The organism is Bacillus sp. AR13-1 (assembly GCF_008042285.1).
GTDB lineage: Bacteria > Bacillota > Bacilli > Bacillales > Bacillaceae_G > Bacillus_A > Bacillus_A mycoides.
In genome coordinates this window covers 29,785-44,633 of record NZ_QNUA01000030.1, presented here as the reverse complement: position 1 = coordinate 44,633, position 14,849 = coordinate 29,785, and the positions used below count along the sequence as shown (strand labels likewise).

General features: G+C 34.8%; 14 protein-coding genes. 5 read left to right on the top strand and 9 right to left on the bottom strand.

Annotated elements, in window-relative coordinates; translation table 11 throughout:
• Positions 1–100 precede the first annotated feature (100 nt).
• The 3 genes from DN408_RS20905 to nagE form a co-directional block, all read right to left on the bottom strand.
• Complete coding sequence (locus tag DN408_RS20905) at positions 101–916, bottom strand: hypothetical protein (RefSeq protein ID WP_002029609.1); 816 nt, start codon at positions 914–916, stop codon at positions 101–103.
• An 86-nt stretch (positions 917–1,002) separates the two neighbouring features.
• Positions 1,003–2,253, bottom strand: a complete 1,251-nt coding sequence (locus tag DN408_RS20900; RefSeq protein WP_002010295.1) for a serine hydrolase domain-containing protein — start codon at positions 2,251–2,253, stop codon at positions 1,003–1,005.
• Between the two features lie 264 nt (positions 2,254–2,517).
• Positions 2,518–4,020 carry an N-acetylglucosamine-specific PTS transporter subunit IIBC gene (gene nagE / locus DN408_RS20895; protein ID WP_003187209.1) on the bottom strand — a complete coding sequence of 501 codons (1,503 nt, stop codon included), beginning with the start codon at positions 4,018–4,020 and terminating at the stop codon, positions 2,518–2,520.
• Between the two features lie 324 nt (positions 4,021–4,344).
• On the opposite strand from nagE, the gene glsA reads away from it, so the two are divergent.
• Positions 4,345–5,274, top strand: a complete 930-nt coding sequence (glsA, locus tag DN408_RS20885) for a glutaminase A (RefSeq protein ID WP_002029606.1) — start codon at positions 4,345–4,347, stop codon at positions 5,272–5,274.
• A 174-nt stretch (positions 5,275–5,448) separates the two neighbouring features.
• The gene (locus DN408_RS20880) at positions 5,449–5,793 is read left to right on the top strand and encodes a DUF3969 family protein (protein WP_002125038.1); all 345 of its coding nucleotides are present in this window, start codon (positions 5,449–5,451) and stop codon (positions 5,791–5,793) included.
• A 162-nt stretch (positions 5,794–5,955) separates the two neighbouring features.
• Here DN408_RS20880 and ytaF read toward each other — a convergent pair whose 3' ends face one another.
• Positions 5,956–6,567, bottom strand: coding sequence for a sporulation membrane protein YtaF (gene ytaF / locus DN408_RS20875; RefSeq protein WP_002125037.1), 612 nt, complete (start codon positions 6,565–6,567; stop codon positions 5,956–5,958).
• 137 nt (positions 6,568–6,704) lie between these two features.
• Here ytaF and DN408_RS20870 point away from each other — a divergent pair, with 137 nt between their 5' ends.
• A complete protein-coding gene (locus DN408_RS20870; RefSeq protein ID WP_002029602.1) occupies positions 6,705–7,358 on the top strand; it encodes a helix-turn-helix domain-containing protein in 654 nt (217 codons plus the stop codon).
• Between the two features lie 97 nt (positions 7,359–7,455).
• Here the strand turns inward: DN408_RS20870 and DN408_RS20865 are convergent, their stop codons facing one another.
• From DN408_RS20865 to DN408_RS20855, 3 genes are all read right to left on the bottom strand, one after another.
• A complete protein-coding gene (locus DN408_RS20865) occupies positions 7,456–8,730 on the bottom strand; it encodes an acetylornithine deacetylase (RefSeq protein WP_002169222.1) in 1,275 nt (424 codons plus the stop codon).
• Positions 8,731–8,825: 95 nt separating this feature from the next.
• Entirely contained in the window at positions 8,826–10,247 is a 1,422-nt protein-coding gene (locus tag DN408_RS20860) for an amino acid permease (protein WP_002125032.1), read from the bottom strand.
• A gap of 106 nt (positions 10,248–10,353) precedes the next feature.
• A complete protein-coding gene (locus DN408_RS20855) occupies positions 10,354–10,608 on the bottom strand; it encodes a biotin/lipoyl attachment domain-containing protein (protein ID WP_002010281.1) in 255 nt (84 codons plus the stop codon).
• 301 nt (positions 10,609–10,909) lie between these two features.
• On the opposite strand from DN408_RS20855, the gene DN408_RS20850 reads away from it, so the two are divergent.
• Both DN408_RS20850 and DN408_RS20845 read left to right on the top strand, forming a co-directional pair.
• Positions 10,910–12,313 (top strand): sigma-54 interaction domain-containing protein, encoded by a 1,404-nt coding sequence (locus DN408_RS20850; RefSeq protein WP_002186862.1) that lies wholly within the window; start codon positions 10,910–10,912, stop codon positions 12,311–12,313.
• An 81-nt stretch (positions 12,314–12,394) separates the two neighbouring features.
• A complete protein-coding gene (locus tag DN408_RS20845; protein ID WP_147740386.1) occupies positions 12,395–12,592 on the top strand; it encodes a hypothetical protein in 198 nt (65 codons plus the stop codon).
• A gap of 52 nt (positions 12,593–12,644) precedes the next feature.
• Here the strand turns inward: DN408_RS20845 and truA are convergent, their stop codons facing one another.
• The gene (gene truA, locus DN408_RS20840) at positions 12,645–13,382 is read right to left on the bottom strand and encodes a tRNA pseudouridine(38-40) synthase TruA (protein WP_002125027.1); all 738 of its coding nucleotides are present in this window, start codon (positions 13,380–13,382) and stop codon (positions 12,645–12,647) included.
• 83 nt (positions 13,383–13,465) lie between these two features.
• Positions 13,466–14,845 (bottom strand): 23S rRNA (uracil(1939)-C(5))-methyltransferase RlmD, encoded by a 1,380-nt coding sequence (gene rlmD, locus DN408_RS20835; RefSeq protein ID WP_002029595.1) that lies wholly within the window; start codon positions 14,843–14,845, stop codon positions 13,466–13,468.
• Positions 14,846–14,849 lie beyond the last annotated feature (4 nt).

Below are 14,849 nucleotides of genomic sequence, written 5' to 3'. Positions count from 1 at the left end.
CTTTTTTTGTGATAGGTAAGACATACATTTTCTAAAAGAAATAATTGTTTCAGAGCATAAAAAAAGATAGATGGTTTCCCATCTATCTCTTTGTTAATCTTTAATTTTTAATTGTCACAATGGCAGCTACGCCGTAATATACCGCTCTTGATAATTCTGCTTGTCCGGATATAGAAGCTGTAACAAGGGATCCACCACTTGCCGAAAAATATTTTGCAGCTTCTAACGGAATACCATCTTCTTTCACATCAATATGTGTTCCATCTTGCCAGTCTATTTTCTGCATTGTTGCTGAAAAGTCCCCAGTCACTTTACCAATTTCCTTACCATTCATCTCTAAAAATATCCATTCCCATTTTGTTAAACTTAGTACTTGTTTCAACTCTCCAATTTTCTTTCCATTTACACTATAAAATATATAGAAGTTACGCACGCCCATCTTCTTTTGAACACGCAGCAACCTTTCTCCCGATTGATTATATAAATAAAATTGTTGCTTATGTAGTCCCTTAAAAAGAAAAGAAAGTGCACCTTTCCATATACTTTGAATAACGGAATTATACTCTTCTTTTAAAAACCCTACTGCACTGCCATCTAATCCAAAGTACGTTATTACTTGAAATACCCCTACCTCTCTACGAACAACGAACTTTTGTTGTTCAAATAATCTAGAGCTCCCTATATTACAATTATCCTGTCTAAGCATTTTTGCTCTTCGTTTTTCTATAAAACTATATATTAGTAATCCAAACGCTGGTAGCAAAATACCTATTAATTTCAGAATTTCTTTATCTGAAGTGAATATTGTTCCTTTTTTATATTCCATAACTAATCCAATTACAACGATAATCCATACAATGATAGCTATAAACAAAGTTCGTTTCGCATTGCGTGCATGATGCTTATGTATACTCATAAACCTCCCCCTTTTCCATTTATTTCATTATCGCACCGCACATATATTTCCTCAATGCAAAAAAAACTATCCAAAAGGACAGTCTTTTACACTTCTATATTTCGTAACATCGTATAAATGTCGTTATTCACTTTACCAAATGATTTAATGTTATTTTGAATGTTAGATAATAAAACCACATATACACTACCATTTTTACTAAAACCATTTAAGCAATTCCAACCTGGCATTACACCGTGATTTGAATAGCTTCCTGGATCTACATACCAGCCAAATCCATAATCCTTTTTCACGGCTGTAAACATTTGATTATAACTCTCTTTTGAAATTAATTTTCCAGAAAAGAGTGCTTCATTAAATAAATATAAATCATGCGCGCTCGTATATATATCACCACAACCATATAGTTGTGACATGCTCGGAATATTAGGTGTTGTCATATTGTTATTCACTATTTTATAACCCGTTGATGGGAATCTTGTTTGTTCCAACGCTGTACCGAAACCAGAATGTTTCATACCCGCAGTCGCAAAAATATGTTGTTTTATATATTCTTCGAGCGACTGTCCACTTACCTTCTCAGCAATGTAAGCAAGTATAGAGTAGTTCGAATCTGAATACTTCCATTTCTCTCCTGGTCCTGCAATACGCTTTTGGTTTCCTATTCGTTTTATCAACTCTTCATGAGAAATATCTTCTTTTCCCTGCTCATACTCTGGAATCCCTGATGTATGTGTTAATAAATGTTTTAGCTGAATGCTATTACCTTGCGGAAAATCTGGAATATACTTTGCAACCGTATCCTCTACTTGCAACTTATTTTGATCTTTGAGTTGCATAATAGCCGTCGCTACAAATGCCTTTGAAATAGAGCCAATATAAAAGGTCGTCTCTGAATTATTCGGCACTTGCTTCTCTTTATTAGCCATGCCGTATCCTTTATTCACAAGAACTTTCCCATTCTTCACAATAACAGCTGTCCCACTAAATCCCATGCTCTGTAAATATTGATCCAATTGAGCGTTTTCATTAATTTCTTGAGGCGGTCCCTCAGCAGGTTTCTCTATAACTTGCGCCTGTTTTATCTGTTCTTCCTGTTCTTTTTGTTTTCTTTGTTTTTCAGCTTCTTGCCTTTTCACTTCTTCTATCTTTTTTATCTCTTCTTGCTTCTTCATTTCTGCTGCTGCTTTTAAAGTTTCCTCTTTTTTATTATGCGCAACAATTTTTGTATACATGAAATATACAAGTGAAAATAGTAGGACGAGAATGATTGTTCTTTTTATGTATACAATCGGACGACGTACTTTCCCATTAACAGTATTTTTTTCCTGATCCATGATTACCTTTTTCCCCTTATTTACCGATAATTTAATTCATCTACACAAGACTTTCTCCAAATCATTTCAATAGATTATAGACATTCCATTCTATGTCATCCCTACTTTATCACGCGCTGAACATATTACCAACCTATATGTATAAAAAAGAAAAAGAAAATTTACAAAAGTAAGATTCCCTTTAAAATTTCAACATAATAAAAGAGGATATCCTGTAAAAGACTGGTGTTATCAATCTTTTTGGATATCCTCTTATCTAACTATTTATACGTGTTTTTTCATATCATCGGCAACAGATTCAACATTTGTACCTACGATAACTTGTACACTTGTGTTACTTAATTTCATAACGCCTTTTGCACCTGCGCGTTTTAATGCTGGTTCATTTACTAAACCTGCATCTTTCACTTGTAAGCGTAAACGCGTTGCACAGTTATCAATAACTGTTAAGTTTTCTTTTCCGCCTAAAGCTGCTACGTAAGTTTCACCAATTGAACCTGCAACTGGTGCATCACCCTCTTCAGCTAACTCATCGTCATCTTCACGACCAGGAGTTTTTAAGTCGAACTTCTTAATTAAGAAGTAGAATACTACGAAGTAAATTGCTGCGTAAATTAAACCGATTCCTGCTAGTAACACTGGTTTTGTTGCAATACCAAAGTTTAAGAAGTAATCAATTGCACCGGCACTAAATGTGAAACCATCGTGAATGCCAAGTGATGTTGTTACGAATAAAGATATACCTGTTAACACGGCATGAATACCATATAATAATGGTGATAAGAACATGAATGAGAATTCAATAGGTTCTGTAATACCAGTTAAGAATGAAGTTAATGCTAGGCCACCTAACATACCTGTAACCATTTTACGTTTTTCTGGTTTAGCAGCTGCAATCATTGCAAAACATGCTGCTGGTAAACCGAACATCATAACTGGGAAGAAACCAGTCATAAACATACCTGCTGTTTTATCCCCTGCAAGGAAGCGAGCGATATCACCATTTACAACATTACCTGCTGCATTTGTAAAGTCACCAAATACGAACCAGAAATATGTGTTCATTACATGGTGTAAACCGATTGGGATTAATAGACGGTTTAATAAACCAAATAGACCTGAACCAACTGCACCTAAATTAACAATTCCATGAGCTAATGCATCGATACCATTTTGAATTGCTGGCCAAATTTGTGCGAATAGAATTCCTAATATTAGCATTACAACCGATGTAACAATCGGAACAAAACGTTTTCCAGCAAAGAAACCTAACCATTCTGGAAGTTTAATTTTATGGAATTTATTATAAAGGAATCCTGCTATAACACCGACAATAATACCACCTAAAACTTTCATATCCACTTTAGTCGATAATTCGGCTGCCTTAGATACTTGTGTCATTGTATCTGCAAGCTTAGATGGATCTACATTTGCGCTATTTCCTATTAAATCTTGGACTTTACCTAATTTATCTTGTAATTCTGCAGTAGAATATCCCTTACTAAGTGCATCAATACTGTTTTTCATAACTAGATAACCAATTGCACCTGCAAGACCTGCTGCACCACTACCATCAACTGAAAGACCGATTGCAATACCAATTGCAAAAATAAGTGCTAAATTATCAAAAACCGCTGCGCCGGCCTGTGCCATAACAGGAATATTAAATACATCTGGTTGCCCTAAACGAAGCAATAATCCTGCTGCTGGTAGTACGGCGATTGGAAGCATTAACGCTTTACCAATACGTTGTAAAAACTGCAACATCTTAATTCCCCCTATCAAATTTATGAAATCGTTATCATTATAAGTACGCTTTAGAAAACGCTTTCTATTTACATAACCATAATAACATATAGTTGTATAGATGTGTAGTTTTTATTTCCGAACTTTTTATGGATAAATCTCCTATTTCCAAACTGTTATATAAAAGGAAAATTTTCCTTTTATAACACGGAATAATCGAAACTGAAGACTCACTATAGAACATTCAACTTTCGTTTTATCATTCCACTTTTTCATGTTATTATTTATTTCCGAGCATATCGGGAAAAGTAAACTTAGCTAATTCTAAATAGGAGCGTTGGTACTATGCAGTGCATTGAAACAAACAACTTACAGCAGTTGTTAGAACAAGTAAAACCATATACGAAAAAAGGAAAACTTGCTACTTATATCCCCGAACTAGGAAATGCAAATCCAAATGATCTAGGGATTGCCATTTTCCATAAAGAAACAGAATATATCCATGCTGGTAACTCACAAACACTATTTACTCTTCAAAGTATTTCTAAAGTAATTACACTTGCTCTTGCCCTTTTAGACCGTGGTGAAGAATATGTATTTTCTAAAGTTGGAATGGAACCAACTGGTGACCCATTTAATTCTATTATTAAGCTTGAAACAACAAGTTCTTCCAAGCCTCTTAATCCAATGATTAATGCGGGTGCATTAGCTATTACAAGTATGCTAGCTGGTAATGATAACGAGGAGAAGATGGAACGCATTCTTCAATTTGTGCGTGATATAACAGACAATCCTACTATTAGTTATTCTTCTAAAGTTGCCACTTCTGAATTAGAAACAGCTTACTTAAACCGTTCTCTTTGTTACTATATGAAACAAAATGGCATCATCGATAACGATATTGAAGAACTTATGGATTTATATACGCGTCAATGTGCAATTGAGGTTAACTGTATCGACCTAGCACGTATTGGTTTAATCTTTGCAATGGATGGATATGATCCTTATAAAAAGAAACAGATCATCCCTAAACATATTACGAAAATTTGTAAAACATTTATGGTTACTTGCGGGATGTATAATGAATCTGGTGAATTTGCAATTCGTGTTGGAATCCCTGCAAAAAGTGGTGTAGCGGGCGGCATTTTCGGCTGCGTAAAAGGCGAAATGGGAATCGGTATTTTCGGACCAGCTTTAGATGCAAACGGAAATAGTATCGCTGGTTTTAAAATTCTTGAATTACTTTCTGCCCAAGAAGGTTGGAGTATGTTTTAATTTAGAAGTTATCCTGCTATATTGGCAGGATTTTTTATTTCACAAAAAATCCGTTCTACTAGGCATCAACACAATTCAAAAAAACAGTAATAAAAGTTCTCTTTATTATGCATATTTGCTCCCCCCTCCTGAATAATATAGTACAACCTAGCGCTGTATGTGGAGGTGTAAAAGATGAAACTCATATTTCAAATGGAGAAACAACCTGTTCTCGAAAAAACAATTCTTCTTTTTATATTGAGTATTGTAGAAAGTTTGAAACTAAAAGTTGTTTCACTCGATGAATCTCACCGATACATATTCAATTTAGAAGTGCTTGAACTATTAATGGATCGGAATATCGATGATCAAGTATTAGAACTTATTCATTTCGGAATGGGACTTGAAGACATTTACCATGTACTTCCCGAAGAACTTGAGCATAGTATTGAAGAACTGAAATGGCTTTGTATTCAAGTTTTAAGTGAGTACAGTATGCATGATGAAGAATGTGCACAACTAATTGAAGATATACGCTAAAAAGCACCTATGCAGGTGCTTTTACTTTTTTAAACCTTTTTACACCAAAGATTTGTATAATACTTACAATCTTTCATTACCGTGAAAAGATTTCACGTCGATATATGCAATTTTTTAGTGTATTTCCAAGGAAATACTCGAATACTGTTTTCCCTATCCTTCTTACAACAATTGATCAATTCCAATAAGAATTAATAACACACCTGCAATTATAGTTGCCCATTTCCCTAAGTATTCAGCTAAAAATCTTTTACCAACATACGTAAAACCACTAATACAAATAAAACTAAAAACTCCAGAAATACATGCCGTAAGCCAAAGATTTAAATTTGTTACTCCAGCATCAAATCCACCTGCAATATTGTTTATGGACAATGCAACTCCTAAAACAATTGCTTCAGAAAAACTAATTGTTTTAGAACCATCAAAATCTGCTTTTTCTGGATCACGTAAAACCCCCATAAGTACACTACTATCTTTAGATTCTACGGTATCTTTTTGACTCAAGAAAGGCTGACATAAAATAAACACCCCAATTATTCCTAAAACGACTGCTCCAATAATGTTTGCTGTGAACTCTGAAATAAATAATGCGATCCAATTCCCAAAAAATCCAGCTAGTAAAGTAAATAAAAATCCAAAAAATGCGATGATAAAATTGTTAAGCCACGAAATTCGAATTTTACGAATGCCATATGCAATCCCAACACCTGCATTATCTAAATTAGACGCAATCCCGATTAAAAAAATTGAAAATAAACCTGCCGTACTCATCGTACAGTCACCCCTTTTCTCACTTTTCGTTGCATATTATGAAAATGTTGAGCAACTGTGCCTGTCTGTTTCATATACTTGTAATAAATGCTCAACATTTTTTCAACGATAGACAATAGAAAAGGAGTGCCTACATTATGCCCAATGGAAATCCAAATGAGCGGCTCGGTAAATTAATAAAGAAACTGTTAAAGGAGCGTGCTCTATCTATGCGCCAACTAGGAACACTTACAAATATTGATCCTGCAACAATTTCAAGAATAATTAATGGCAAACAACAACCGAAGCAAAACCATTTACAAAAATTCGCAAACTGTCTACAAGTTCCACCGCAATTATTACTTGATGAAATGTACCCTAACTCTCCACACATAAATAAGGAAAAAGCAGATATGTACACATCTCTCGATACAATTCAACAAACATTACAATCCTCTAACCTATTCGACTTCGAATACACAACAACTCGTGTAAAACAAGAACTTGAAAATTACGAGCGCTATGCTCAAACTACTGAAGGCGAAAAACGTATTCACGAGAGTTTCAAAAGTAAAATAGAACAAATTGATAGTGCTGGTCCTTTCATTGAGCAATTAACAAATATGTACCAACAATTTTGTACAGAAACCATTTCAACCGAAGAGCGTGCAATTATTGGCGGTGCCTTACTATATTTCATTTTATCAACAGACATTATCCCCGATTATCTTTTTCCAATCGGCTATTTAGATGATGCGATTGCCGTTGAATTAGCTAAAGAGAAATTAATTGAAATAAAACGAAAAACATAGAAAAATAAAGAACTATTTCAGTTGTTTATTTTCAACTCTGAAATAGTTCACTAAAAAAGCGTACAAGTACATACCTGTACAATTTCAATATACTAATCTATTTTTTTGTATGACACCATTCATATATGAACGCTGTTATTACTTTTGTAAATTCAATTAACTGCTCAACTTCAACTTTCTCATTTATTGAATGAGCTTCTTCTAATGTACCTGGTCCGTAAATAACAGCTGGAATGTTAAACTCACTAAACCATCCGCCATCAGTTACCGTTGCTGACATATCTAAAATTGCATTTTTAGATAAAATAGATTCATGTACTGAACTTAGCGTTTTGACAGCAACATGTTCGCTATCTACTTCTAAAGAAGGAAAAATTTCGCCACGATCCACAATCATTGATTCTCCGCCCCACTTAAATTGTGGTGGGTTCTCTCTTAACCATGGATCTGCTGCTGCCACTTTTCCTAAATACTCTTCTATTTCTTCTATTATTTGTTCATGCGTTTCATTTGGATAAAAATGTACGGTTATCCACAATCGGCACTCATCCGCAATAAATGCCGCATGACGTCCTCCTTCAATAACAGCTGGATTAATTGTTGTTGTTCCAGATGGATAGCCTTCATATGTTTTCATGACTGCCCAATGACGCTCTAATTCTTGTAAGCTTTGGACAATCTTCATCATTTTCTCAATCGCACTCGCTCCAAATAGACGTCCTCCAGCATGGATCATTTGTCTACGTGTTGCATCATGAAACGTTTGCGGGCTTTTCACTGTAATCCATCCAGTAATTACGCCGCCCTGCCCTTGCATATGTAAATTACTTGTATCAACTACTACTGCAAAATCAGCATCATAACCACGCTTACAACATTGAAGTGTCCCTGCTTCTCCTACTTCTTCGCCAATTACCGATTGAAAAATTAAATCTCCAGGTAATTCAATCCCCACTTCTTCTAAAAGCTGAATAGCAAATAAGGCTCCAGCTAGTCCACCTTTCATATCTGCCGCGCCTCTCCCAACTAACCAACCATCTTTTATAAACGGCTCAAACGGCTTTGTTTCCCACGGTTCGTCCTTTGATACTTCTGCAACATCTATATGTCCATTAATAATGAGACTTTTATGTGACTCACTTGCTGTCCCCTTTTTCACTCCAACAACATTCGGATCATTTGGATATACATCCCATTTATCAATACTAAAATTTCGTTTTTTTAGAAACTCCGCAACAAATTCTTGCGCCCCATTTGTATTTCTTGCTGGTGGTGCTGGTGTTTCAAAACGAATTAAAGTTTTTGTAAGTTCTAGTAGCTCCTCTTTTCGTAAATCAATCTGTTCTAATAGCTGTGAAACTTCTCGATTCATTGCTAATTCCCCTTTGCATACGTAGTATGTTTCCAGCTTTATTTTTACAAAAAAAGAGACTGTTTACAATCTTACAGTCTCCAAATTAATCACTATTATAAACTTTCTAATTCGGTTGTATTTGTCTTTTCAGTATGTTCTACTTTACTTCTCTTATTTCTAGTAGCACGATAAAACAGTAAACAAACAATCATAAATGGAATACCACAATACAATGCCATTCTTTGTTCTGGAATAAAAGCCATAGCTACAATTACTGTTAAATTTAACACTAAAGCAAGAATTGGAACAAATGGATACAGTGGTGTTTTAAATTTCAAATCCTTAATATCTCCCCCTTGCTTCACGTATGTCCTTCTAGCTAATAGGTTAGATAAAGCAATAGATGCCCAAACTAATATCGCTCCAAACCCAGCAATAGAAAGAAGCCATAAATAAACTGTATCTTCCGCATAAATACCTGATAGTAATGAGAGACACCCTACAAACGTACTTACAATCAATGCATAAATAGGAACACCGTTTTTAGATAACTTACCAAAAATCGGGCTAATCATTCCTTGATTAGACATAGACCATAGCATACGGGAAGTTGCATATAATCCTGAATTCGCAACTGATAGTACAGCTGTAATAATAACGAAATTTATAATATCAGCCGCATAAGGAATACCAATTTTATCAAATACAACTACGAATGGACTTTCTATCACTCCTGCTTGCTGCCAAGGAAATAGTCCCGCAAGAATAAAAATAGATAGTACAAAGAAAATAAGTATGCGCCAAACTGTATTATTAATTGCCTTCGGGATAGTTTTCTCTGGATTTTCACTCTCACCAGCTGCAATACCAACTAGTTCTGTTCCTTGGAAGGAAAAATTAACTGCAATCATCGTAATTAAAATGGCTGATAACCCATTTGGGAACAATCCACCATAATCAGTAAAGCTAGAAAACATCGGCGCTGGTTCATTTCCTTTCATATCTAAAAAACCAAACATTGCTGCCCCGCCCAAAATGATAAATGCAATAATTGTAATTACTTTAATACTTGCAAACCAGAATTCAACCTCCGCAAAACTTCTTGAAGATAACGCATTAATAACAAAGAGCAATACGGCAAACACTACGCACCAAATCCATGATGATACATCTGGAAACCAACGTTTCATTAATATACTAACTGCAATTAATTCAATGCCTATCGTAGCCGTCCAGTTTAGCCACGACATCCATCCCACTACATAACCCGCTGCAGGTGAAATATGTTTTGTAGCATATGTTTGATACGATCCTGCATCAGGCATCGCAACCGCTAACTCTCCAAGACAGAGCATCGTTAAATACATAACAAATCCACCGACAAGATACGCTACAATCGCTCCTCCAGGTCCAGCTTCATGAATTGTATAACTGGATCCTAAAAAAAGCCCAGTACCAATAACCCCTCCGAGTGCAATCATAAATATGTGCCGACTTTTCAATTCTCTTTTTAATCCCTGGTTTTGATCCATCATATAAATCCCCCCTTTTCACTTTGCAAACCCATTTAATGTAAGCGTTTTTAAAATTCTTCATAGTAAAAATAATTATTTAAAAGAGCAAAAATACATACTACTTATATTAATCACTACCTGTTATTAAAAGGTCATCCCTCACTGTTATTAATAGTTTTTGATCAGCGATAGCTTGTCCTTCTACCACTTCTAATGATTCGATATAACCACTGATTCCCACTTTAATTTCCACCTGCTGCTTATCTATTGTTTCAATTAACGCTAATTTTTCCCACTCATATACGTAAGAACTTTCAGTAACAAATAATTTCTCTACTTTCCCGTAACAAGGACTATACACGCCTTCTATAACCGTCTTCACTTTATAAATTCCTCCCTCTTATTAATTGAAACTGAAACGTTGCATACACTATAAAGATTCATAATCCCCCTACTCTTTAAATTTAGAGATCTTAACTACTATTCATGCAAAATACGTACCAACCTCAATACCTATGTAAAATTAGTATTTCTTACGAAAAAAATCTGCATAACCGCAAAAATTTTCTATCATTTGAAAATTTTTAAGAGAAAATAGCAAAAAAATTTTGCGATTTTATGAGAATTTTAATAAAATTATAAAAAGTCAGTCTTCATAGGGTATAACGAGGAGAAGATAATACATGCATACAGAAGAAATCAATTTTAAAAAGATTATTGAAATGAATGTGCTATACGAAACTTTACTCAATGAACTAGATATTGGGATCCATATTATTAATGAGGAAAGTAAAACGATTATCTATAACCGTAAAATGATGGAAATTGAATCAATGGATCGCTTAGATGTGCTAGATAAAAATCCTTTAGAAGTATTTGCATTTGAAGAAAATAAAAATAGTACTCTTATAGAGGCTTTAAAACTTGGAAAAACAAACAAAAATATAAAACAAACGTATTTTAACAATAAAGGACAAGAGATTACGACGATTAACGATACTTTTCCTATAATAGAAAATGGAAAAATTAAAGGCGCTATTGAAATTTCAAAAGAGATTAGTCATTTAAAGCAAACAATGAAAACGAACCTTTCTCGAAAACAAAATACTAAGTTTACCTTTGATCACATAATTGGTGATTCTAGAGCTATTCAATCGGTCATTACAGAAGCAAAGAGAGTAATACGTACGCCATCCTCCATACTTATCATCGGGGAAACAGGGACCGGTAAAGAGCTATTTGCGCAAAGCATCCATAATGAAAGCCAGCGTTCAACAAAACCATTTATTTCGCAAAACTGTGCCGCTATACCAGAAACCTTAATGGAAAGTTTACTATTTGGTACAAATCGAGGTGCTTTTACAGGAGCAATAGATAAACCTGGTTTATTTGAAGAGGCAAATGGGGGAACTTTGTTATTAGATGAAATCAACTCATTAAGCCCAGCACTTCAAGCTAAATTGCTACGGGCTATACAAGAAAAAACAATACGAAGAATCGGAGGCACACAAGAAAAAGAAATTGATGTTCGTATTATAGCAACTATTAATGAAGATCCTCTTGAAGCCATAGCACACAATCGATTAAGACAAGACTTATATTACCGATTAAGCGTTGTTACTTTATGTCTTCCACCTTTACGGGAACGAAAAGAAGATATTGCATATCTTGTTCAACACTTTATTGAAAAATACAATATCCAATTTGATCTTAGCGTAAAAGATGTAGATTTAAACGTAAATAACTTCTTCTATAAATACGATTGGCCTGGTAATGTGAGAGAACTAGAACATATAATTGAAGGCTCCATGAACTTAATAGAAGATGAAGATATCATTACAGCGTTCCATATGCCAACGCACTTTCGCGAACTAGCAAAAAAGGAACTGAATATGCAGACTCCGCTAACTAGTCACAATACTGATACGCCACAAACTTTAAAACGTATAATCGAAGAAGTGGAAAAGAAATATATCCATCAAATTCTTAAAGAAAATAAAGGTAATATCTCACAAGCCGCAAAATTTTTAGGATTGAGTAGACAAAACTTACAATATCGAATTAAAAAATTGCACTTACACATATGAAATGAATCTTTCTCCAAGTGCAAAGAAACTGGTAAAATATGTTATAATAAACGTATAATATGCTAGAAAGGGGCAATGTATATGAGTAATGATAAGAAGTTGAAGTTATTACACTACTTAGGTCTTTTCCCTACCATTCTATGTATAATGCTATTCATTGATATGAGCAGCTTTCCTCATGCAAAGCTCTTAGGCACAATTAGCGGCTCCTTTGCAGCTATTATGCTTGCTGCTTTTTGGAATTTGAAGCTACGTATGAAGAAAGAGGAATCTTCTTAATTTCAGAGTGCAAAAAAATCGAGCCTTATCAGCTCGATTTTTTTACTTATTATTAAAATTCAACATTCTCCAAATACAATCCACTCGCCTCAGCAAGACAATTAATTTGATTACGTTGTTTTTCCTCTAAAATGTTTGGAATTGCGTCCGCCTCTAATTGCCCTAATCCAACTTCAATTAATGCTCCAACAATTTTCCGCACCATGTTATGAAGGAATCCGTTACCACTTACTCTAATTTGTACAAATCCTGATTCTTCGGAAACATCAAGTGTATACACTTCTCGAACCATAGATTTTTTCTTAGACTTTGCATTTGAAAAGGCAGTGAAGTCATGTGAACCAACTAAATGTTTCGCAGCTTCTTTCATGCTTTTCACATTTAATTGTTTATTCACGTGCATGCTGTATTTACGCATAAATGGGTTCGTATGCTCTTCATTCCAAATTTTATAAAGATATGTTTTTGCTTTAGAATTGTAACGAGCATGGAAACGATCTGGTACTTCTTCTACACTCGTAATACTAATATCATTTGGTAAATATTGATTTAAATACTTTTTTACTTTATGTTCTACTAACTTCTCATCACTTTGAAAGTTAGCTACTTGATTCAAAGCGTGTACACCAGCATCCGTTCTACTACAGCCGATAATTTCAATTTCTTTTCCGACCATTTCAGATATTATACTTTCGATTTTCCCCTGAATCGTATTGTCATTATTACCAAGACGTTGCCACCCTTTATAACGCGCACCATCATATTGAATCGTCAATTTATAATTGTTCATTATATTCTCCTTACTTCCATTCGCTAAATAAAATATACCCTCACATAGCTCCTGCTTTGTGAGGGACATATCCTTATTGAATGTTACTTTCTAACAAGTTTCACTACATTTTCTACATGCGCAGTATGCGGGAACATATCAACTGGTTGTACATACTCCACTTCATAGCTCTCCATTAATGTTTCCACATCACGTGCTAATGAGGAAGGGTTACAAGACACGTAAACAACTTGTTTCGGTTTCACTTTTAAAATCGTTTCAAGTAATTTATCATCACAACCTGTACGCGGTGGGTCGACAACAATGACATCTGGACGCCAGCCTTCTTTTACCCACTTTGGTAACCATTGTTCCGCTTTACCAGCTTCATACTTTGCATTTGTGAATCCGTGGCGTTTTGCATTTTTCTTTGCATCTTCAATCGCTTCTGGAATTACATCCATACCACGTACTTCCGCTGCATCATTCGCAAGCCAAAGTCCAATCGTACCGACACCACAATACGCATCCACAATCTTCTCGTTTCCTGTTAAAGCAGCTGCTTTTTTCGCTTCATCGTATAAAACAACTGTTTGTTCTGGATTTAATTGGAAGAATGCGCGTGCTGATAATTCAAATGATAAATCACCTAGTGTTTCTTGAATTACTTCTTTTCCAGCTAATTTAAATGTTTTATCACCGAAAATAACAGATGTTTTACGCCAGTTTACGTTTTGCATAATTGATTTAACACTTGGCATTTGTTTTTGCACTTCTGCGATAAATTGATCTTTATTTGGTAATTCTTCTTTTGTTGTAATAAGTGTGACTTGCACTTCCCCTGTTTGAACTGCAGTACGTGTCACAATTGTGCGTACTAAACCTTTTTGTTTTTTCTCATTGTAAATAGAAACATTTAATTTTTCTAATATACGTCTTACAACTTTTGTCGCTTCATTCGTTGCTTTATGCTGAATCATGCAATGAGAAATATCAATTAACTGATGTGAGTTTTGCTTATATAACCCTGTAATAACCTTTTCGTCTTTACGCCCCACTTGCAATTGACTTTTATTACGATAATGCCATGGATTTTCCATACCAAGCGTCGGACGAATTTTCTCTTCCAGACTGTTATTCATGTACTTCTCAAATGCTTGTACAACGATATCACGCTTTTGATTTAATTGTTCTTTATAATCTAAATGCTGCAATTGACAGCCACCACACTCCTCATATACTGAACATGGTGCTTTCACACGATGTGGTGAGGATTTACGAACTTTTTTCACTTTCGCTTCAGCGAAGCCACGCTGAATTTTCGTTGCTTCAGCAACAACTTCTTCTCCTGGTAATGCCCCTGGAATGAAAACAACTTGTCTCTTAAAATAACCAACGCCTTCTCCGTTAATCCCAAGACGTTTAATTGTCACAGGAAACGTTTGACCAACTTCCAACTTACTCTCTTGTTGCTTTTGTATCATTATT